The organism is Streptomyces sp. NPDC031497 (assembly GCF_055580905.1).
This window is the reverse complement of sequence record NZ_JBVIKO010000025.1, coordinates 14,726-33,473: the sequence shown is the minus strand read 5'-3', so window position 1 is coordinate 33,473 and position 18,748 is coordinate 14,726. Positions and strand designations below refer to the sequence as shown.

Below are 18,748 nucleotides of genomic sequence, written 5' to 3'. Positions count from 1 at the left end.
CCGTCACCCGGGTGGTGTATCCGGATCGTTACGCAGGGCGACGGGGGTGGCAGGCTGATGGCGCCGACCGAACTCGAAGGAGCCGCGCCATGTACCCGACCGACTTCAAGTACACCCGGGAACACGAATGGATCCGCATGAACGGCGGCTCCGCCGAGATCGGGATCACCGAGTTCGCCCAGAAGCAGCTCGGAGACATCGTGTTCGTGGAGGTACCGACCGTGGGCCGTACGATCGACGCGGGCCAGGAGTTCGGCACCCTGGAGTCCGTGAAGGCGGTGACCGAGGTCTACATGCCGGTGGGCGGCAAGGTGATCGAGGTGAACGAGCTGCTGAACTCCGAACCCGAGTTGATCAACGAGGACCCGCACGGCGAGGCATGGCTGATCAAGATCCAGGTCTCCGACAAGAAGGCTCTCGACGGCCTGATGAGCGCCGAGAAGTACGAGGAGTACGTCAGGTCGCGGCAGGACTAGCTGGTCACCCACCCGGGCCGGGTCACGGTGTCCGCCTGGCCCGGCTCCGCAGCGCCGCGTACAGCAGCGCGCTCACCGCGAAGCCGACCACCGGCGTGATGTCGCCGAAGGCGGGGTGGTGCTTCGGCACCCAGCCCACGTAGTCCTCCTGGTTGGAGAAGAGCGGGACGGAGACCGCGACGCCGGTCAGCAGGGCCGCCAGCCCCGGCCAGTTGGTGAAGGAGCGGTCGGACAGGCGGGCGGCCAGCTGCTCGTCGGTCGCGGTACGGCGCTGGAGCCACCGCTCGACCAGCACGACCCCCAGCCAGGGCGCCACCCAGTACGCGATGACCAGCAGGAACGCCTCGTAGGCGGCGCCCGCGTCGTCCAGTGAGGCCCAGGCCGCGGCCGTACCGGCGATGCCCGACACCACGACCAGCGCGCTGCGGCTCAGCCAGGTGGGGAGCTTCAGGCCGAAGGAGGCGATGGAGATCGCGCCGGAGTACACGTTGAGGGCGTTCGCCGAGACCCCGCCGAGCATGATGGCGAGCAGTACGAGGTCACCGAGCCAGCCGGGGAGGTGGCCGGTGAAGGCGGCGGTGGGCGTGGCGTCCTTGGGGGCGATGATGGTGGCCGAGGCGGCGCCGATGACCGCGACGATCGAGACCGACACGAACAGGCCGACCGCCGGCCACAGGACGGTCTTCGCCTTGTTCGCGGTGCGCGGCAGATAACGCGAGTAGTCGGTGGCGTAGGGGTTCCAACCGGCCGCGTACCCCCAGGCCGCGCTGAACGCGAGCAGGAAGCCGCCGACACCGCCGCCCGAGCCGCCCCCGCCGAGGTCGGCGTCCTTGAAGGTCCACACCCCGGCCAGCAGGAAGATCACCGCGAGGGCCGGGAACGCGTACTTCTCGAAGGTGTGCACGAAGTTGTGGCCGATGAAGCCGATCAGGATCTCCGCGACCACGACGAGGAGCAGGGAGGGGAGGGGCCGCAGGCCGGTCAGCGTGTTGAGGGCGAAGGCCGCGCTCACGCTGTTCACCGCGAACCAGCCGACTCCCGCGAGCAGGCCGTTGGCGGCCGAGGGCAGGATGTTGCCGAGGTAGCCGAAGGAGAAGCGGCCGATCACCATCTGCGGGACGCCGAACCGCGGCCCGTCCAGCGACAGCACGCCCTGGGTGACCGCGCCGAGCGCGGTGCCCAGCAGGATCGCGGCGGTCGCCGTCCAGAAGTCCAGGCCGAAGAAGAGGACCGCGATCACGCCGATGTAGACGGTCGCGAACTCGATGTTGGGGGAGGCCCAGGTCCACAGGAGCTGGAGCGGGCTGCCGTGGCGTTCGGCGTCGGGGATCGGTTCCGAGCCCGCCGCCTCCACGGCGATGACCCGGTCGCCGTACTCGGGCGCGATACTGGTGGTGGAACCGGCGGGAGCAGTCGTCATACGAGGTAAGTGTCGGGTTCGCGCCCGGTCCGGCCCAGGGGCGCATTGTCCGTCTCGGACGGCTCACCGGCGTACAACCTGCACGCATGCGGAAGCTTCCGGAGGCGGGTCGGTCCTCCGGAAGCTTCCGCGGGCGGCGCTCCGGCCGGGTCAGCCGCTGGTGCAGGCGCTGGCGGCCGCCGGGTTGAGCAGGCCGATGATGCTGATGCTGTCGCCGCACGCGTTGACCGGGATGCTGATCGGCACCTGGACGGCGTTGCCCGACAGCAGGCCCGGGCTGCCGACGGCGGAACCGGTGGCGTTGGCACCGTTGTCGGCGAAGGCGGCGGTGGTGCCGCCGAGGACGAGGGCGGTGGCGAGGGCGCCGGTGGCGGCGAGGGCTCGGATGCGCATGAAGGCCTCCTGGTAGCGGGGTGAGAACGCGTCCATCACAACCGCCCGCCATCGGGCCCGCATGCGGAGCTGGGCCGATCGGCGCAATCGGCTCCGCCGGGGTCGCTACGCGGCCAGGCGTCCGGCCAGGTCCTTCGCCTTGTCGGCCGCCTCCTGGAGGGCGCGGTCGCGGGAGGCCTCGTAGAGCGGCACGAGCTCGGCCATGGCCGGCACCTGCGGAGCCATCGTCAGTTCCGGGACGATGAAGTCGACTTCGAGGCCGAGGCCGCCGGAGAGGACCGCGGACAGGTAGTTCTGCACGTACTCGAACGGCTCCCGCGGGGTGCCCGGCGCGTACGAACCGCCGCGGCTGGCCACGACGGTGACCGGGGTGCCCTTGGCGGACGGGTTCTCGCCGCCGGTGCGACCGATCAGGATCACGTTGTCCAGCCACGCCTTGAGCGTCGACGGGATCGTGAAGTTGTACATCGGCGCGCCTATGAGGATCGCGTCCGCCCGCTCCAGCTCCTCGACCAGCTTCACGCGGTCGGCGAAGGCCGCCGCCTGCTCGGGGGAGTGGGTGGCGGGGTCGGCGAAACCGGCGCTGTGGGAGGCCGCCGTGATGTGCGGCACCGGGTTCACCGCCAGGTCGCGGTAGATCACCGTGCCGTCGGGGTGCTGCTCCTGCCATGCCGTGCGGAAGGCCTCCGTGACGGCACGGGAGGCGGACGCCTCGCCCGGCATGAGCGACGAGTCGATGTGGAGAAGGGTGGCCATGAGTGTCTCCAGACACAGGAATAGCGGGCCCGGCGCGAGACGCGAGGGGCTGAGAATTCGTACTCAGCTATAGATAACACAGGTGCTTACTTTTTTTCAGCCCCTGCCCATGGTGGGCCTGTACCCTGATCCCATGGCGGTGGACCAGGCGCACGACCCGGAGCAGTGCAAAGGTGTGGACGTCGGCATCACGCGCGTCTTCCAGGTACTGGGTAAGCGCTGGAACGGCCCGATCCTGTCCGTCCTGATGGATCAGCCGACCCACTTCGCCAACCTGCGCCGCGCCATCCCCGGCATCAGCGAACGCATGCTCTCCGACCGGCTCACCGAACTCGGCGCCGCGGGCCTCGTCGTGCGTGAGGTCGACGAGGGCCCGCCGCTGCGGGTCTCCTACCGCCTGACCGTGGCGGGCGCCGCGCTGGAGCCGTCGCTGAAGACGCTCGGCGAGTGGGCGCGGGACCACTTGCCGGACGCGCCCTGCTGAGCGCGCGGCCGCGCAGGCGCGGCGATGCGTTGTGGGTCGTCCGCGGCTGTGTCGTGGCTGGTCGTGCCCACGCGGCGGAGCCGCATGCCGATACGGCCCCGCGCCCCTACGGGGCGCTCAGCACGGCGTAGTCCGTGAAGCTCGGGCGGTAGCGCACAGGCGGCGCAGTCGGGGACGGGTTCCGGGGCCGGGGTGTCCGGACGAGAGCTGTCTGCGTCATGCGGTGGGGAGCCCCGCCGTGATGCGGAATCAGTGCGCGCATCTGTCACCTCCGTCGTCCCCGTGCGTGACAGCAAGTCCCCCGACGGTCCGGTCCTGTTCCTCGGTCGCGCCGCGTGGGACGTTTTCGTCGCGTCGGTGTAGCGAGGGGCGCGACCAGCCACGACGGCGCCGCGGCCCCCGAATGCCCGGCCTCCCGCCGCGACCGCGGCTTGTCCGCAAGGGCAGACCCGCGGGCAACTTGCCCCGAGGGGACCGGAATCGGTCAACCACCGGTGCCGGTGGTCCTATGCTGACCGCGTCTTCGGGCGTTCGGCGGGAGGGAATCGTGGCAGCTCTGGAGCCCGGCGACCCGCGCTCCGTCGGGGAGTATCAGCTGCTCAGGCGTCTCGGCGCGGGCGGTATGGGCCGGGTCTTCCTCGGTCGTTCCCCGGGCGGCCGGGCCGTCGCCGTGAAAGTGGTCCACGCGGAACTGGTCGCGGGGCAGCCGGAGTTCAGGTCCCGGTTCCGCCGTGAGGTGGAGGCCGCGCGCAAGGTCAGCGGTGCCTTCACCGCACCCGTCGTGGACGCCGACCCGGACGCCCCGCTCCCCTGGCTGGTCACCAGCTACATCGCCGGGCCCTCCCTCCAGGACGCGGTCAGGGAGCAGGGGCCGCTGTCCGCCGCCACCGTGCTCGGGCTCGCCGCCGGTCTCGCCGAGGCGCTCACCTCCATCCACGCCGCCCAGCTGGTGCACCGCGACCTCAAGCCGTCGAACGTGCTGCTCGCCGAGGACGGGCCGCGGGTCATCGACTTCGGTATCGCCCGCAGTGTGGAGTCCGGGACCATCACGCGGGCGGGGCTCATGGTCGGCTCGCCCGGTTTCATGTCGCCGGAGCAGGTGGCGGGCGCGGAGGTGACCGGCGCCAGTGACGTGTTCTCGCTCGGGGCGGTGCTCGCCTACGCGGCGACCGGCGGCAACCCCTTCGGCGACGGGTCCACCCCCGCCCTGCTCTACCGCGTCGTCCACGACGAACCCGACATCACCGCCGTCACCGACCCCGTGCTCGCCTCCCTGATCGCCGCCTGCCTGGCCAAGGACCCGGCACAGCGGCCCACCCCGCGCCAGATCCTGGCCCGGAACGGGCCCGCGGCCGACGCGACCGCCTTCCTCGCGAGACCGGTGGCCGAGGACCCCAGGCGCGACTTCACGGCCACGGGCACCCCGCCCGCCGCCACCCGCCCGCTCACCCGGCTCGACCCGGCCCAGCACCAGGTGTCGTACGCCGGCCCGCCGACCACCCCCGCCGCCGCTCCGACCGTGCGCCGTCGCGCGTTCCTCGTCTCCGGGGGAGTGCTCGCGGTGGCCGCGCTCGCCGCCGTACCGGTGGCGCACGTCGTCAACGGGGGTGGCGGCAAGAAGGTCCCGGAGTACTCCGTCGGCGGTGTCACCGTCCCCTCGCCGTTCGGCGCCTGGCCGCTGGAAGAGACCTCCGGCACGGTCGCCGCCGACGACACCGGCCGCAACGACGGGATCGCCACCGCCGTCGGCTGGGGCCGGGGCAAGGACGGGACGGCCCTGTTCGACGGCGGCACCAGCCAGATCATGACCCGGGGGCCGGTGCTCCGCACCGACCGGGGCCACAGCTTCACCGTCTCCGCGTGGGTGTGCCTGAGCGGCCGGCCGTCCTCCTACGCCACCGCCGTCAGTCAGGACGCCGACGCCGTCAGCGGCTTCTACCTCCAGTACTCGGCCGCCGAGAACCGCTGGGCCTTTGCCCGGCCCGGCCTGCGCGCCCTGTCGTACACCGTCCCGAAGCCGGACGTCTGGACCCACCTGGTCGGTGTCTACGAGGGCCCACGCAACCAGCTTGTCCTGTACGTCGACGGCACCCAGGAGGCGGGCATCGACGACAGCAACCCGGTCGCCGCCAACGGCCCCCTGGTGATCGGCCGCGCCACAGCCGACGGCGGCCCCTCCGACTGGTTCCCCGGCTCGATCAAGCAGGTCCAGGTCTTCCGGCGGGCGTTGAGCGCGGCCCAGGTCAAGGCGCTGCTCTAGCGGGGCCCGTCCGGTCAGTCGGTGCGCGGATCCTCCGGCTTCAGGGACTTCAGGAACTCCGGGTTGTCGTCCGGCGCGACCCACCGCTCCCGCGGCTGCCGCGCCCGGCCCGCGACCAGCCAGGCCACCGGGCCGACCAGCACCTCGCCGAAGAGCAGGATGACCAGCACCCACGCCAGCTTCGGCAGGGCGCGGACCTCGTCCTCAGGGGTGTTCAGGCAGTCCACGAAGGCGTAGATCCACAGCGCGAGGACCAGCAGAAGAGGCAGATACCTGAGCATGGCGGCCAGAGTAGCGGGTGCGCGACGTCCGGTGACGGTCCTGTGGGCATGATGGGTCCCTCGATGCACAGGGGGGAGCAGCGGTGGTGCGTGGGTGGTCTCGCAGGGGGCGGGCGGCGGCCGGTGTGGCCGCGGCCGGGCTGGCGGCCGGCGCCGGACTGGTGGCGTACGAGCTGAGCTCGCCGGTGTTCGGCCTGGCGCAGGGGCCACTGGCGAAGGACCCGGCGTGCGCGCGGATCGCCGACCGCTACCCCGACCGCCTCGGCGGCGCCGGCCGCGACCCGGTCACCTTCGAGGGCCTCGCGGTCTGGGGCCACGGGGCGGTGGAGCTGCGCTGCGGCCTCACCCCGCCCGCCCCGACGACGGACGCGTGCGTCAGCGTGGACGGCGTGGACTGGGTGTGGCGGGAGCAGGCGGGGGACCGTACCGGCGACCGCAAGTACCTGGTCACCTACGGCCGCAGCCCGGCCGTGGAGGTCTCGATCGGCGGTTCGGTGACCCGCCCGGACGCGGTGCTGCTGGACCTCAGCCACCTGGTGGCGCCCATCAGGGCGGACGCCAAGTGCCTTGCGAGCGACGGCGATCAGTAGTCAGGCCTTCTCGGCGAGCAGCGGCCGGACGATCGTGCGCACGTCCGCCGCCGTGAGCGGGCTCAGGTACTTCGCGGCGATCTTCCCGCCCCGGTCGATGAAGAGGGTGTACGGCAGGGCCCGCGGCGCATAGCCCCGGGGCAGCCGGAGCAGCTTGCGGCTGCCGGGGTCGTGCAGACTCGGGTAGACCAGCCCGTGCGCACGCGCGAACGACTGCCCCTTGTCCCGCCGGGCGTCCGTGTCCACCCCGAACACCTGGACCCCCTTGGCCGCCAACTCCTGCTGAGCCTTGGACAGTTCGGGCGCCTCGGCCCGGCAGGGCCCGCACCAGGACGCCCACACGTTCAGGACGACGACCTTGCCCCGGTAGTCGGCGAGCCGTACCGCCCTGCCGTCCAGGCCGCTGCCCGACAGGTCGGGGGCCGCCCGGCGGTCGGCGGCCGCGACACGGGTCAGCGCGGAGACCGGCGAGCCGCCGGTGTCCTGGCGCGGCGCACAGGCGGCGAGCACGAGCAGCAGGGCGAGCAGCGGTAACCGGCGTATCCGGCTGCGGACGATCATGGCCGACGAGTATCGCAGGCGGTATCGCAGGGGGCGGTGACCGGGCCCCGGCCCCGGGTGGCCGATACTGGGACGCATGGCTTACGACGATCTTCGCTCCCTGCTCCGGGCACTGGAGCGCGAGGGAGACCTCAAGCGTGTCAAGGCCGAGGTCGACCCGTATCTGGAGGTCGGGGAGATCGTCGACCGGGTGCAGAAGGCGGGCGGACCCGCGCTGCTCTTCGAGAACGTGCGCGGCTCCAGCATGCCGCTGGCCATGAACGTCTTCGGCACCGACCGGCGCCTGCTCAAGGCCCTCGGCCTGAAGTCGTACGGCGAGATCTCCGAGAAGATCGGCGGCCTGCTGCGCCCCGAGCTCCCGCACGGCTTCGTCGGTGTGCGGGAGGCCTTCGGGAAGCTCGGCGCGATGGCCCACGTCCCGCCGAAGAAGGTGAAGTCCGACAACGCCCCGGTCCAGGAGGTCGTCCTGCACGGCGACGACGTCGACCTGAACCAGCTGCCGGCCCTGTTCACCTGGCCGCAGGACGGCGGCTCCTTCTTCAACCTGGGCCTGACCCACACCAGGGACCCCGAGTCCGGCATCCGCAACCTGGGCCTGTACCGGCTCCAGCGGCACGACCGGAACACCATCGGCATGCACTGGCAGATCCACAAGGACAGCCGCAACCACTACCAGGTGGCGGCGCGCAGGGGCGAGCGGCTGCCCGTCGCGATCGCCTTCGGCTGCCCGCCCGCCGTCACCTACGCCTCCACCGCCCCGCTCCCCGGCGACATCGACGAGTACCTGTTCGCCGGGTTCATCGCGGGCCGGCGGATCGAGATGGTCGACTGCAAGACGGTCCCGCTCCAGGTCCCGGCCAACGCCGAGGTCGTCCTGGAGGGCTGGCTGGAGCCCGGCGAGATGCTCCCCGAGGGCCCGTTCGGCGACCACACCGGCTTCTACACTCCGCAGGAGCCGTTCCCGGCGCTGACCATCGACTGCGTGACGATGCGCAAGCGGCCGCTCCTGCAGTCGATCGTGGTCGGCCGCCCCCCGACGGAGGACGGCCCCCTCGGCCGCGCCACCGAGCGCTTCTTCCTGCCCCTCCTGAAGATCATCGTCCCGGACATCGTGGACTACCACCTTCCCGAGGCCGGCGGTTTCCACAACTGTGCGATCGTCTCGATCGACAAGAAGTACCCGAAGCACGCGCAGAAGGTCATGCACGCGGTCTGGGGGGCGCACATGATGTCCCTCACCAAGCTCATCGTGGTCGTCGACTCCGACTGCGACGTCCACGACCTGCACGAGGTCGCCTGGCGGGCCCTCGGCAACACCGACTACGCCCGTGACCTCACGGTCGTGGAAGGCCCCGTCGACCATCTCGACCACGCCTCCTACCAGCAGTTCTGGGGCGGCAAGGCGGGTATCGACGCGACCAGGAAGTGGCCCGAGGAGGGCTACACCAGGGACGGGGGCTGGCCGGACATGGTCCTGTCGGACCCGGATACGGCGGCGACGGTCGACCGCCGCTGGAAGGAGTACGGACTGTGAGCTCCGCTTCCGCAGCGCTCCCGCAGCCGGGACGCACGAAAGCCTTCCTCCGTCTGGTGATGATCGAGCACTCGGTCTTCGCCCTGCCCTTCGCGTACATCGCCGCGCTGACCGCGATGTTCGAGTGGGACAAGAACATCCACTGGGGGCGGCTGCTCCTGGTCACGATCTGCATGGTCGGACTGCGGACCTTCGCGATGGCCGTGAACCGGATCATCGACCGCGAGATCGACGCCCGGAACCCGCGTACGGCCCACCGTGAGCTGGTCACCGGCGCGATGAGCGTGAAGCACGCCTGGACCGGCGCGCTGATCGCGGTGGCGGTCTTCCTCGGCTCGGCGGCCCTGCTCAACCCGCTCTGCCTGGCCCTCGCGCCCGTCGCGGTGATCCCGATGGTGGTCTACCCCTACGGCAAGCGGTTCACGAACTTCCCGCAGGCCATCCTGGGCGTCGCCCAGGCCATGGGCCCGATCGGCGGCTGGCTGGCGATCACCGGCGAGTGGTCCTGGGACGCGGTGATCCTCGGCCTCGCGGTCGGCATCTGGATCGGCGGCTTCGACCTGATCTACGCCTGCCAGGACGTCACGACCGACCGCGAGATCGGCGTCCGGTCGGTCCCGGCCCGCTTCGGCATCCCGGCCGCGATCTGGGGCGCCCGCGCCTGTCACCTGATCACCACGGCACTGTTCGTCTGGTACGCCGTGGCGACCCACGCGGGCGGGTTCTTCTGGCTGGGCCTGGTGATCGTCGCCGCCGCCTTCGCCTACGAACACTCCATCGTCCGCCCCCACGACCTCTCCCGCCTCAACCGCGCCTTCTTCAGCGTCAACGGCTTCATCGGCATCGCCCTCTTCCTGTGCGCCCTGCTGGACCTGCTGGTCCGGGGCCTGACGGTCTGAGTACCGTCGACCACCGCGGCCCCGTCCTGAACTCGGCCGGGCGCGCCGGTACGCTCAAGGTGTGAACGCAGGAGAAACACAGCGGGTGCCTTGGATCGTGGGGGTGTCCGGGGCGTCCGGTACGCCGTACGCGGCCGCTGTGCTGCGTGCGCTGCTGGACGCGGGCGAGAGCGTCGACCTGGTGGTCAGCCGGGCCTCGCGGCTCACCCTGCTGGACGAGACGGGGATCTCCTTCCGGGACGCGCACTGGCAGGACGACCTGGGGGAGTGGCTGGCCCGGGGGGCCGACGGCAAGCCGGGGACCTTCCAGACGGACCTGGCGCGGGTGCGGTACTGGAACGCCGGGGACCTGGCCGCCGGGCCGTCCTCGGGGTCGTACCGGACCAAGGGCATGCTGATCGTGCCGGCGTCCACCGCCGCCGTCGCCGGGGTCGCGCTCGGGCTCTCCAAGGACCTGCTCCAGCGGGCGGCCAGTGTCAACCTGAAGGAGCGTCGGCCGCTCGTCGTCGCCGTCCGCGAGACCCCGCTGAACGGCCAGACCCTGCGGCACCTCGTCACCCTCGACGATCTCGGGGCGGTCGTCGTCCCCACCTCCCCGGCGTTCTACGCGGGCGCTACGCACATCCAGGACCTGGTGGACTTCGTCGCCGGGCGGGTGCTGGACGCGGCCGGTGTGGGGCACCGGCTGTACCGCCGCTGGGAGGGCGACCTCGGGGGCGGCGGCAAGTAGCAGAACCCGGCACCACCACGCACCACCTGGCACCACCTGGCACCACCTCTGCAGTACCTCTCATCTACTTCGGGCACTTTCAGCGGAAGGCTTCGATCGCATGGACGCCGTGGACAGGCAGCTCATCCAGGCCCTGAGGGAGAACGGCCGGGCCTCGTACGCGGAGCTGGGGCGCCTCGTCGGACTGTCGGGACCCAGCGTCACCGACCGCATCAACCGGCTGGAGGCGGCCGGTGTCATCACCGGCTACCGCGCCACCGTCAACGCGGCCTCGCTCGGCCTCGGCGTCATCGCCCTGATCGGCATCTCCCTCTCCGACGCGGCCGACCACGAGGACGTGGCGCAGCGGCTGCGGGACCTGCCGGAGATCGAGGACTGCTGGTTCATCGCCGGCGACGACTCCTTCATGCTCAAGGTGCGGTCGACGAACGTGGACGGGCTGGAGAAGACCATCCGGCGGCTGTCCGGGACCAAGGGCGTCTCCCGGACCCGTACCACCATCGTGTTGTCCACGAAGTGGGAGAACCGGGTCGGGGAACTGCCCGAAGAGGTCTAGCCGTACGGTGGTGTGGTCGTGGTCGTGACGAAAGGTGTGGGCATGGATGTCGGGCTCAAGCGTGAGCTGGAGGAGAAGGTCAGGGCCGGTGAGCGGCTGACCCGCGAGGACGGCATCGCGCTGTACGAGTCGGACGACCTGGCCTGGCTGGGCGGCCTCGCCCACGAGGTGCGGACGCGGAAGAACGGTGACGTCGTCCACTTCAACGTCAACCGCCACCTCAACATGACCAACGTGTGCACCGCGTCCTGCGCGTACTGCTCGTTCCAGCGCAAGCCGGGCGAGAAGGACGCGTACACGATGCGCATCGAGGAGGCGGTGAAGCTCGCCAAGGCGATGGAGGGCGAGAACCTCACCGAGCTGCACATCGTCAACGGCCTGCACCCGAACCTGCCGTGGCGCTACTACCCGCGGTCGCTGCGCGAACTGAAGGCGGCCCTCCCGGACGTCTCCCTCAAGGCCTTCACGGCGACGGAGATCCACCACTTCGAGACGATCTCCGGTCTGTCCGCCTCCGAAATCCTCGACGAGCTGATCGACGCGGGCCTGGAGTCCCTCACCGGCGGCGGCGCGGAGATCTTCGACTGGGAGGTCCGGCAGCACATCGTGGACCACCGCACCCACTGGGAGGACTGGTCCCGGATCCACCGGCTGGCGCACGAGAAGGGGCTCAAGACGCCCTGCACGATGCTCTACGGCCACATCGAGGAGCCCCGCCACCGCGTCGACCACGTGCTCCGCCTCCGCGAACTCCAGGACGAGACGAACGGCTTCCAGGTCTTCATCCCGCTCCGCTACCAGCACGACTTCGTGGACATGAAGGACGGCAAGGTCCGCAACCGGCTCCAGGCGCGCACCCAGATGGCGACCGGCGCGGAGGCCCTCAAGACCTTCGCGGTCTCGCGTCTCCTCTTCGACAACGTGCCGCACGTCAAGGTCTTCTGGGTCATGCACGGCGTCCAGACGGCGCAGCTGGCGCTCCAGCACGGCGCCGACGACATGGACGGGTCGGTCGTCGAGTACAAGATCACCCACGACGCGGACAACTACGGCACGCCGAACAAGCTGACCCGCGAGGACCTGCTGGACCTGATCCGCGACGCCGGTTTCCGGCCGGTGGAGCGGAACACGCGATACGAGATCATCCGCGAGTACGACGGCCCGGACCCGGCGCGCCGGGAGTCCCCCCAGCCGATGCGGGTCTGAGGGAGCCGCGGGGTGCGTTCTCGGGTGCGGGTGCGTCGTGGCTTGTCGCGCAGTTCCCCGCGCCCCTGAAGGGGCGCACTGCAGCCGGCCTTCTTTCAGGGGCGCGGGGAACTGCGCGATCAGCCCCCACGCACCCGCAGTCGACAACGCGCCCCGGTCCGCATGGTGAATAGTCGTCGCACCCGCCTCCATGTAATGGATAGCATCCAGACGTGTCCCTTACCTTTACCCTGGACCCGGCTGTCACCCCCGCCCTCCGCGACGGCATCCTCGACCTCTGGACCGAGGTGTCCAACGCCGGTGGAGCCGTCGGCTTCGTCGCGCCGGTCACCCCGGACGACATCCGCCCGGAGCTGGTCAAGCACTTCGTCGCCATGGCCGAGGGCCGCCACCGGCTCCTCGTCGGCCACGACGACACCGGTACCGTCGCCGCCACCGCCTTCTTCTCCTTCAACACGCACCGGCTCATGAAGCACTGGGTGTGGCTGTACACGGTGATGGTGCATCCCAAGCACCAGGGGCAGGGCTACGGCCGCGACCTGCTCGCGGCCGCCGCCGACGCGGCCCGCGGCTTCGACGGCATAGCCGCGATACGCCTCGGCTGCCGCGGCGGCCACGGCCTGGAGAAGTTCTACGGCTCCTGCGGCTACCAGGAGGTCGGCCGCGTCCCCGCCGCGATCCGCGTCGCACCCGGCGACGACCGCGACGACATCACCATGCTGCTGCCGCTCGTCTGACCCCGCCGCAAGATCGGTCTCACGCCGTGCTTCACTGGACGGTGCCCCTTTTCGTCATCGGAAGACTGGATTGAGATGCTCCGCTACACGCTGATGCGCCTCGGTATCTTCGCGGGCTGCCTCCTCGTCGTCTGGGGCCTGGTCTACGCCGGCGCGTTCCCGCGCGGCTTCGGCGACTCCAACCTCCTGTGGGTCCTGCTGCTCTCCCTCGTCCTGTCGGCACCGATCAGCTTCATCGTGCTGCGCAAGGAGCGGGACCGCGCCTCGGTCCAGGTCGCGCAGCGGGTCGACCGGATGAAGGCCAACATCGAGGCCAACCGCAGCCAGGAGGACGACGCCGTCGACGAGGCGGCGCAGGCGCAGGCCGCCCAGCCGCAGGCGTCGGCCCAGGGGCAGGCCCAGACCTCTTCCTGAGCTTCCCGGGCTTCCCGGACGACGCCCTCACCGCCGGCCCCCCTTAGGCTTTGCCCCATGGGTGCCGTGAAGACCAAGCGCATGCCGCGGGCGGTCCGGGAGCAGCAGATGCTGGACGCCGCCGTGCGGACCTTCGGGCAGCGCGGCTACATGGCCGCGTCGATGGACGAGATCGCCGAACTCGCCGGTGTCTCCAAGCCGTTGGTGTATCTGTACCTCAACTCCAAGGACGACCTGTTCACGGCGTGCATCCGCCGTGAGGCGACGGCGCTGACCGAGGCGATCCGGACCGGCGTACGCCGGGACCTGCCCGCCGACCGCCAACTCTGGGACGGACTACAGGCGTTCTTCGCGCACACCGCCGAACACCCCGACGCCTGGTCGGTGTTGCATCTGCAGGCGCGAACACACGGTGAGCGGTTCGCCTCCGAGGTCGCCGCGATGCGCACGGAGATCGTGGAGTTCGTGACCCAGCTCATCGTGGTCGCCGCCCGCGAGGCGCGCCGCGATCCCGACCTGCCCGAGCGTGAGGTGGCGGGGCTCGCCGAGGCCCTGGTCGGCGCCGCCGAGTCCCTCGCGGCCTGGGCGAACGTCACTCCGGGTGTCACCGCGCGAGAGGCGGCGACGACCCTGATGAACTTCGCGTGGGCGGGCCTGGGCAACCTGATGGACGGGCACCCCTGGGCGCCGCCGACGCCGACGCCGACGCCACCGGACCCGGCCGGGCCGGCGGACGCCGGTACTCACACGGCGCCCCAGCGGCGCAGGGCGGGCGCCAGCCGCTGATAGCCCACGCGGTACAGCCGCTTGGCGCCCCGCCGGGCCACCTTCCGCACCATCCGCCGCACGCGTCCCCGGCCGCCGGCGCCCAGCGGCACGGGCAGCGGGCGCCCCTGCTCGTCGAACCCGTTGTGCCGGAGGATCGAGCCGAGGTAGATGCCGGCGGTCCCCGGGGTGTAGTACGGGCGCAGCGGCCTCAGCGGACCGGCGGCCCGGAGCGCGGCGACGCGGGCACGGGCCGCCGCGTACGGGTCGCTCTTGCCGATGCCGTGTGCCGCCGCCCACTCCGGGGCGGGCTGCGGAAGCGCCCCCGCGTCGATGTCGTCCCAGGAGGCCAGGCAGCCGGAGTGCACGAAGTAGTGGTTGCCGTGGGCCTCGCGGACGCCGAAGTCGGTGAGGATCACGGTGGGGATCCGCCGGTGCATCGACTCCATGGCGGCCGTCGAACTCACCGTCACCAGCAGGTCGGTGCGGTCCAGCACCTCGCCCATGTTGCCGTAGACCAGCTGGAGGTTCTCGGGGGCGGGTTCGGCGAGGGAGTCCACGAGCAACTGGTACGGGGCGGACTCGACATGGGTGGTCTGCTCGCCGGGCAGACTGCGCAGCTTGATCAGCACCAGCCGCTCGGGATACCGCCGCGCGTGCGCGGCGGCGCGTTCGAGGAGCGTGAGCCGTGCGTCGCGGTCCTTGGGCACGGAGGGCTGGACCGCGAAGGTGACGGTGAACGGCCGGTCGGGGGACGGCCGGTAGGGATCCCCGCCGAGGAAGGGCAGCGCGCACTCGACCACCGAGTCCGGGTCGACGCCGACGCTCTCGAAGACGGACCGGAAGTGCCGGGCGTCATGGCCGGAGTTGGCGAGCACGATGTCCGTGCCGGCGCGGGTCATGAGGCCGTCGACCATCTTCTCGTAGACCACGCCGACGTACCCGCTGACCGTGACCGGCCGGTGTTCCCGGCCCGCCCAGGCGAGCCCCAGGCTGTGGGCGAGCGCCAGGACGGTGCCGCCGGCGACCGCCAGCACGACGATGTCGGCGTTCGCCAGCTCCTCGTCGTCGACCAGTCGGGCCGCGGGCACCTCGCGCCGGGTGTCGGGCACGATGCCGATCTCGGCGAGCTGCCGTTCGGTCGGGGTGGACCGGCTCCGCAGGAAGTACGCGTCGAGCTCGTGGCCGGGGGCGATCTGACGGGCCACCGACGCACCCCATTTCCAACGGGTGTCCGAGTCCGCGAGTACGGCGACGCGTCTGGAAGGCATGCTCAGTGCCCTTCGTGCAAGGGATCAGGGAAGTGAGCAGAGGCTAGGAATGCTCCCTTTGTGAAATATGAGGAAAGCCTTCCAGAAGCCTTGGGCAGGGTGAGGATCTCCTGTGGGAAAGGTGGTGCCCGCCCCTTCCAGCTGCGGGTTTGCGACCCGCCTACAGCCGTCCCACAGAAAGGCGAAACACATTCTTCGCACAGCCCGGGGGAGTGGTCAGCCGGCGCACGGCCGGACACCGCCCACCACGTGCACCCGTCCCGCCGCGCCGCGCAACTCGAACCGTCCCCCCTCCGCCGCGTAGGCGACCGTCCCCGGCAGCAGCACCGGCGCCCGGAACTCCGCCTCCACCCGGACGCGTTCGGGCACCCCGTGGGCGGCGAGACAGCGGGCCACGGTCCACATGCCGTGCGCGACGGCCCGGGGGAAGCCGAAGAGCCTCGCGGTGAGCGGGTGGAGGTGGATGGGGTTGCGATCCCCGGAAGCGGCGCCGTACCGCCGGCCGACATCCCCGGCGATCCGCCACTCCTCGACCACCGGCAACGGCTCCGGGCGCTCCGGGCGGTCCTGGCCCTCCCGGGGTGTGCCGCCGTGGACCGTCGGGGTCCGGTGGCGCGCCAGGTACCTGCTCCGCGACGCCCATACGACGTCCTCGCCTGCGCGCGCCTCGGTGACGACGGTGGCCTCGGTGCCGCGCCGATGGGGGCTCAGCTTCTCGATGTGGACCGAGAGTTCGTACGTCCCCGCACCGGGCAGCTCGGTATACCGCTCGATCTCGACCGAGGTGTGCACCAGGCCCAGCAGCGGCAGCGGAAAGTCCCGCGCGCTCATGAGCCGCATGGCCAGCGGGAACCCGAGGACATGCGGGTAGGTGACGGGCAGCCCGTCGTCGCCGGTGGCGAAACCGCAGACACGTTCGTAGGCGGCGAGTCTGCCGACGTCGGCGCGGACGGCGGGGAGCACGAGGCGGGTGCGGGGGAAGGGGGCGTCGGCGGCCGGCCTCTTGAAGGGCGACCGCAGCGCGCCACGCGCGAGCAGGGGACCGAGGGCGGGCGGGCCGCCGAGGACGATCACCGCGCCCGTCCTTCCCGTGGCCGTCGGCGCGGACAACGACAGCGGTCCGTCATGTCCGTCCCCCCGGATCGCCCAACTGCTGACTCTGAAGTAAGGTTACCCAAGGTAAGTCTATGTCACAGCTGTCAAGCTCCGGAAGTGGGGCCTAATGTGAGAGGTCCTCACGTAACCTCCGGGATTGCACAGGCCCGGCCCCGTACCATCCCCGAAACCCCACAACCCCGCCACAGCGGCCCCGTACGATCTCCAGACCTAACTGCCGGTAACCCCTTTCTGAGGCCCGGCCCCGGTGAACGCCTCGGTGCGCGAGGCGCGTACGACATGCAGCAAGCAGTTCACCCGCTGCACGCCCGAGGAGCCGCCCCGTGTCCACTTCCTCTTTCCAGAACGCCGTCCCCGTCTCCCCGGGTACCGCGATCCAGGCCACGGACTACGACGGGAAGCCGATCCTGATCGAACCCCTCGTCCAGCGGCTGGACGGGGTGGTGCGGGAGGCCTCCGTACCGCCGTTCGCGCCGCCGGTGCGGCACGGCTCGCTCGCCGACCTGCCGTTCGAGAACGCGGAGGCCGAGCCCGGCGCGATCGTGCTCAGCCGCAAGCCGGCGACGGGCGAGGGCCGGTGGGAACAGGTGACGGCCGCCCAGTTCGCCGCGCAGGTGATGGCGGTGGCCCAAGGGCTGATCGCGGAAGGGCTGATGCCGGGCGACCGGATCGCCGTCATGGCCCGGACCACGTACGAGTGGACGCTCCTCGACTTCGGCGCCTGGGCGGCCGGCCTGGTGACCGTCCCGGTCTACCCGACCTCCTCGGTCTTCCAGACCCGCTGGATCCTGCACGACTCCGGCGCCGTCGCCCTGGTCACCGAGACCTCCGCACAGGCCGCCGCGCTCGGCCCCGAACTGGACCGGCTGCCCGACCTGCGCCACCTGTGGGTGATGGAGAAGGGGCACGTGGACCGGCTCGCGGAGGCGGGCGGCCACATCCAGGACGCCGAAGTGGCCGTACGGCGGGGCATGCTGGGCCCCGACACGATCGCCACCCTCATCTACACCTCGGGCACCACGGGCCGCCCCAAGGGCTGCGCCCTCTCGCACGGCAACTTCTTCGCCGAGGTCGACAACGCGATCGAACTCCTCTACCCGATCTTCAAGGCCCGCAACGACGACGAGGTCTCCATCCTCCTCTTCCTGCCCATGTCCCATGTGTTCGGGCGCATGGTGGCGATCGCCTGCATACGCGCCGGGGTCCGCCTCGGCCACGCCCCCAGCCTCAAGGCCGAGGACCTGCTCCCGGACCTGGCCGCCTTCAGACCGACCTGCCTGCTCACCATCCCGTACATGCTGGAGAAGGTCTTCAACACCGCCCGGGCGAAGGCCGAGGCGGGCGGCCGGGTCGCGGTCTTCGACCGGGCCACCGGGGTCGCCCAGCGGTACGGCGAAGCCCTGGAGGCCAGCCAGACCGGCACCGGCAGCGGCCCCGGCCGCGCCCTGAAGACCGCCCGCGCCTTCTACGACCCGCTGGTCTACCGCCGTATCCGCACCGCCATGGGCGGCCGGGTCCGCCACATCATCTGCGGCGGCTCCCCGCTGGGCCGCCGGCTCGCCGCGTTCTACGCCGGCGCCGGCATCGAGATCTACGAGGGCTACGGCCTGACCGAGACCACCGCCGCCACCACCTGCACCCCGCCGCTCAAGCCCCGGCTGGGCACGGTCGGCTGGCCGATGCCCGGCACCAAGGTCCGGATCGCCTCCGACGGCGAGATCCTGGTCGCCGGCGACCACGTCCTGCGCGGCTACTGGGACCCGCAGGCCGGCGGGGTCGTCCCGGCGGCCCGGGACGGCTGGCTGGCCACCGGCGACATCGGCGAACTCGACGACGAGGGCTACCTCACCATCACCGGCCGCAAGAAGGAGATGCTGATCACGGCCGGCGGCAAGTCGGTGGCCCCCGCCCCGCTGGAGAACTGGCTCCGCTCCCACCCCCTGATCTCCCAGGTGATGCTGGTCGGCGACGGACTGCCGTACGTCAGCGCGCTGATCACCCTCGACCGGGACGGCCTCACCCACTGGCGCCAGATGAACGGCAAACACCCGGTGCCGCCGGAACTCCTCCTGGACGACCTGGAGTTGCAGGCGATCCTGCAACGGGCCGTCGACGAGGCCAACAAGCTGGTCTCCCGCCCCGAGTCCATCCGCCGCTTCACGATGCTCCCCGTCGACTTCACCGAGGAGGCCGGGCATCTGACCCCCTCGATGAAGCTCCGCCGCGAGGCGGTCATGAAGGACTTCGCGACGGAGATCGAGAGCCTCTACACGAAGGACACGAAGGAGAGGTAGCCGGC

Annotated in this window: 21 protein-coding genes; 14 read left to right on the top strand and 7 right to left on the bottom strand. The window is 71.2% G+C overall.

All coding sequences use genetic code 11. The features are described 5' to 3' along the window. Nucleotides 1–89: 89 nt before the first annotated feature. Complete coding sequence (gcvH, locus tag ACZ5K7_RS37575; protein WP_468921012.1) at nt 90–476, top strand: glycine cleavage system protein GcvH; 387 nt, start codon at nt 90–92, stop codon at nt 474–476. Nucleotides 477–498: 22 nt separating this feature from the next. On the opposite strand, the gene ACZ5K7_RS37570 is transcribed toward gcvH, so the two are convergent. The 3 genes from ACZ5K7_RS37570 to ACZ5K7_RS37560 all read right to left on the bottom strand — a co-directional run bounded on the left by ACZ5K7_RS37570 (nt 499) and on the right by ACZ5K7_RS37560 (nt 3,045). After that, on the bottom strand, nt 499–1,896 hold the full coding sequence (locus ACZ5K7_RS37570) for a purine-cytosine permease family protein (RefSeq protein ID WP_450972804.1): 1,398 nt from the start codon (nt 1,894–1,896) through the stop codon (nt 499–501). A 150-nt stretch (nt 1,897–2,046) separates the two neighbouring features. Next, nucleotides 2,047–2,289, bottom strand: a complete 243-nt coding sequence (locus ACZ5K7_RS37565) for a chaplin (RefSeq protein WP_351694240.1) — start codon at nt 2,287–2,289, stop codon at nt 2,047–2,049. 105 nt (nt 2,290–2,394) lie between these two features. After that, the gene (locus ACZ5K7_RS37560; RefSeq protein WP_468921007.1) at nt 2,395–3,045 is read right to left on the bottom strand and encodes an FMN-dependent NADH-azoreductase; all 651 of its coding nucleotides are present in this window, start codon (nt 3,043–3,045) and stop codon (nt 2,395–2,397) included. A 133-nt stretch (nt 3,046–3,178) separates the two neighbouring features. Between ACZ5K7_RS37560 and ACZ5K7_RS37555 the strand changes: the two genes are divergently transcribed. The 3 genes from ACZ5K7_RS37555 (at nt 3,179) to ACZ5K7_RS37545 (ending at nt 5,789) form a co-directional block, all read left to right on the top strand. Further along, on the top strand, nt 3,179–3,529 hold the full coding sequence (locus ACZ5K7_RS37555; RefSeq protein ID WP_351694234.1) for a winged helix-turn-helix transcriptional regulator: 351 nt from the start codon (nt 3,179–3,181) through the stop codon (nt 3,527–3,529). Between the two features lie 192 nt (nt 3,530–3,721). Then, nucleotides 3,722–3,892 (top strand): DUF397 domain-containing protein, encoded by a 171-nt coding sequence (locus ACZ5K7_RS37550; protein ID WP_351694231.1) that lies wholly within the window; start codon nt 3,722–3,724, stop codon nt 3,890–3,892. Between the two features lie 184 nt (nt 3,893–4,076). Then, on the top strand, nt 4,077–5,789 hold the full coding sequence (locus ACZ5K7_RS37545; protein ID WP_468921002.1) for a protein kinase domain-containing protein: 1,713 nt from the start codon (nt 4,077–4,079) through the stop codon (nt 5,787–5,789). Between the two features lie 14 nt (nt 5,790–5,803). Here the strand turns inward: ACZ5K7_RS37545 and ACZ5K7_RS37540 are convergent, their stop codons facing one another. Beyond that, nucleotides 5,804–6,070, bottom strand: a complete 267-nt coding sequence (locus ACZ5K7_RS37540; protein ID WP_351694223.1) for a PLD nuclease N-terminal domain-containing protein — start codon at nt 6,068–6,070, stop codon at nt 5,804–5,806. 86 nt (nt 6,071–6,156) lie between these two features. On the opposite strand from ACZ5K7_RS37540, the gene ACZ5K7_RS37535 reads away from it, so the two are divergent. Next, on the top strand, nt 6,157–6,660 hold the full coding sequence (locus tag ACZ5K7_RS37535; protein ID WP_351694220.1) for a DUF3515 family protein: 504 nt from the start codon (nt 6,157–6,159) through the stop codon (nt 6,658–6,660). Here ACZ5K7_RS37535 and ACZ5K7_RS37530 read toward each other — a convergent pair whose 3' ends face one another. Then, the gene (locus ACZ5K7_RS37530) at nt 6,661–7,221 is read right to left on the bottom strand and encodes a TlpA family protein disulfide reductase (protein ID WP_468920999.1); all 561 of its coding nucleotides are present in this window, start codon (nt 7,219–7,221) and stop codon (nt 6,661–6,663) included. A 76-nt stretch (nt 7,222–7,297) separates the two neighbouring features. Between ACZ5K7_RS37530 and ACZ5K7_RS37525 the strand changes: the two genes are divergently transcribed. The 8 genes from ACZ5K7_RS37525 to ACZ5K7_RS37490 all read left to right on the top strand — a co-directional run bounded on the left by ACZ5K7_RS37525 (nt 7,298) and on the right by ACZ5K7_RS37490 (nt 14,083). Then, nucleotides 7,298–8,755, top strand: a complete 1,458-nt coding sequence (locus tag ACZ5K7_RS37525; protein WP_351694214.1) for a menaquinone biosynthesis decarboxylase — start codon at nt 7,298–7,300, stop codon at nt 8,753–8,755. Next, entirely contained in the window at nt 8,752–9,654 is a 903-nt protein-coding gene (mqnP, locus tag ACZ5K7_RS37520; RefSeq protein ID WP_351694211.1) for a menaquinone biosynthesis prenyltransferase MqnP, read from the top strand. The genes ACZ5K7_RS37525 and mqnP overlap by 4 nt, the downstream gene beginning before the upstream one ends. Nucleotides 9,655–9,739: 85 nt before the next feature. Then, the gene (locus tag ACZ5K7_RS37515; protein WP_351694544.1) at nt 9,740–10,384 is read left to right on the top strand and encodes a UbiX family flavin prenyltransferase; all 645 of its coding nucleotides are present in this window, start codon (nt 9,740–9,742) and stop codon (nt 10,382–10,384) included. A gap of 100 nt (nt 10,385–10,484) precedes the next feature. Beyond that, on the top strand, nt 10,485–10,940 hold the full coding sequence (locus ACZ5K7_RS37510) for an Lrp/AsnC family transcriptional regulator (protein WP_351694208.1): 456 nt from the start codon (nt 10,485–10,487) through the stop codon (nt 10,938–10,940). Between the two features lie 42 nt (nt 10,941–10,982). After that, nucleotides 10,983–12,146 carry an aminofutalosine synthase MqnE gene (gene mqnE, locus ACZ5K7_RS37505; RefSeq protein WP_093499805.1) on the top strand — a complete coding sequence of 388 codons (1,164 nt, stop codon included), beginning with the start codon at nt 10,983–10,985 and terminating at the stop codon, nt 12,144–12,146. A 212-nt stretch (nt 12,147–12,358) separates the two neighbouring features. Beyond that, complete coding sequence (locus tag ACZ5K7_RS37500) at nt 12,359–12,883, top strand: GNAT family N-acetyltransferase (RefSeq protein ID WP_468920989.1); 525 nt, start codon at nt 12,359–12,361, stop codon at nt 12,881–12,883. Nucleotides 12,884–12,958: 75 nt separating this feature from the next. Beyond that, nucleotides 12,959–13,297 carry a DUF4229 domain-containing protein gene (locus ACZ5K7_RS37495; protein ID WP_351694201.1) on the top strand — a complete coding sequence of 113 codons (339 nt, stop codon included), beginning with the start codon at nt 12,959–12,961 and terminating at the stop codon, nt 13,295–13,297. A gap of 57 nt (nt 13,298–13,354) precedes the next feature. Further along, nucleotides 13,355–14,083, top strand: coding sequence for a TetR/AcrR family transcriptional regulator (locus tag ACZ5K7_RS37490; protein WP_468920986.1), 729 nt, complete (start codon nt 13,355–13,357; stop codon nt 14,081–14,083). Here ACZ5K7_RS37490 and ACZ5K7_RS37485 read toward each other — a convergent pair. Both ACZ5K7_RS37485 and ACZ5K7_RS37480 read right to left on the bottom strand, forming a co-directional pair. Then, nucleotides 14,041–15,333, bottom strand: a complete 1,293-nt coding sequence (locus ACZ5K7_RS37485) for a DUF6716 putative glycosyltransferase (protein ID WP_468920984.1) — start codon at nt 15,331–15,333, stop codon at nt 14,041–14,043. The genes ACZ5K7_RS37490 and ACZ5K7_RS37485 overlap by 43 nt on opposite strands. Before the next feature lie 216 nt (nt 15,334–15,549). Then, nucleotides 15,550–16,443 carry a MaoC family dehydratase gene (locus tag ACZ5K7_RS37480; protein ID WP_468920982.1) on the bottom strand — a complete coding sequence of 298 codons (894 nt, stop codon included), beginning with the start codon at nt 16,441–16,443 and terminating at the stop codon, nt 15,550–15,552. Nucleotides 16,444–16,823: 380 nt separating this feature from the next. On the opposite strand from ACZ5K7_RS37480, the gene ACZ5K7_RS37475 reads away from it, so the two are divergent. Further along, entirely contained in the window at nt 16,824–18,743 is a 1,920-nt protein-coding gene (locus tag ACZ5K7_RS37475; protein WP_468921200.1) for an AMP-dependent synthetase/ligase, read from the top strand. The last annotated feature ends 5 nt before the right edge of the window (nt 18,744–18,748 follow it).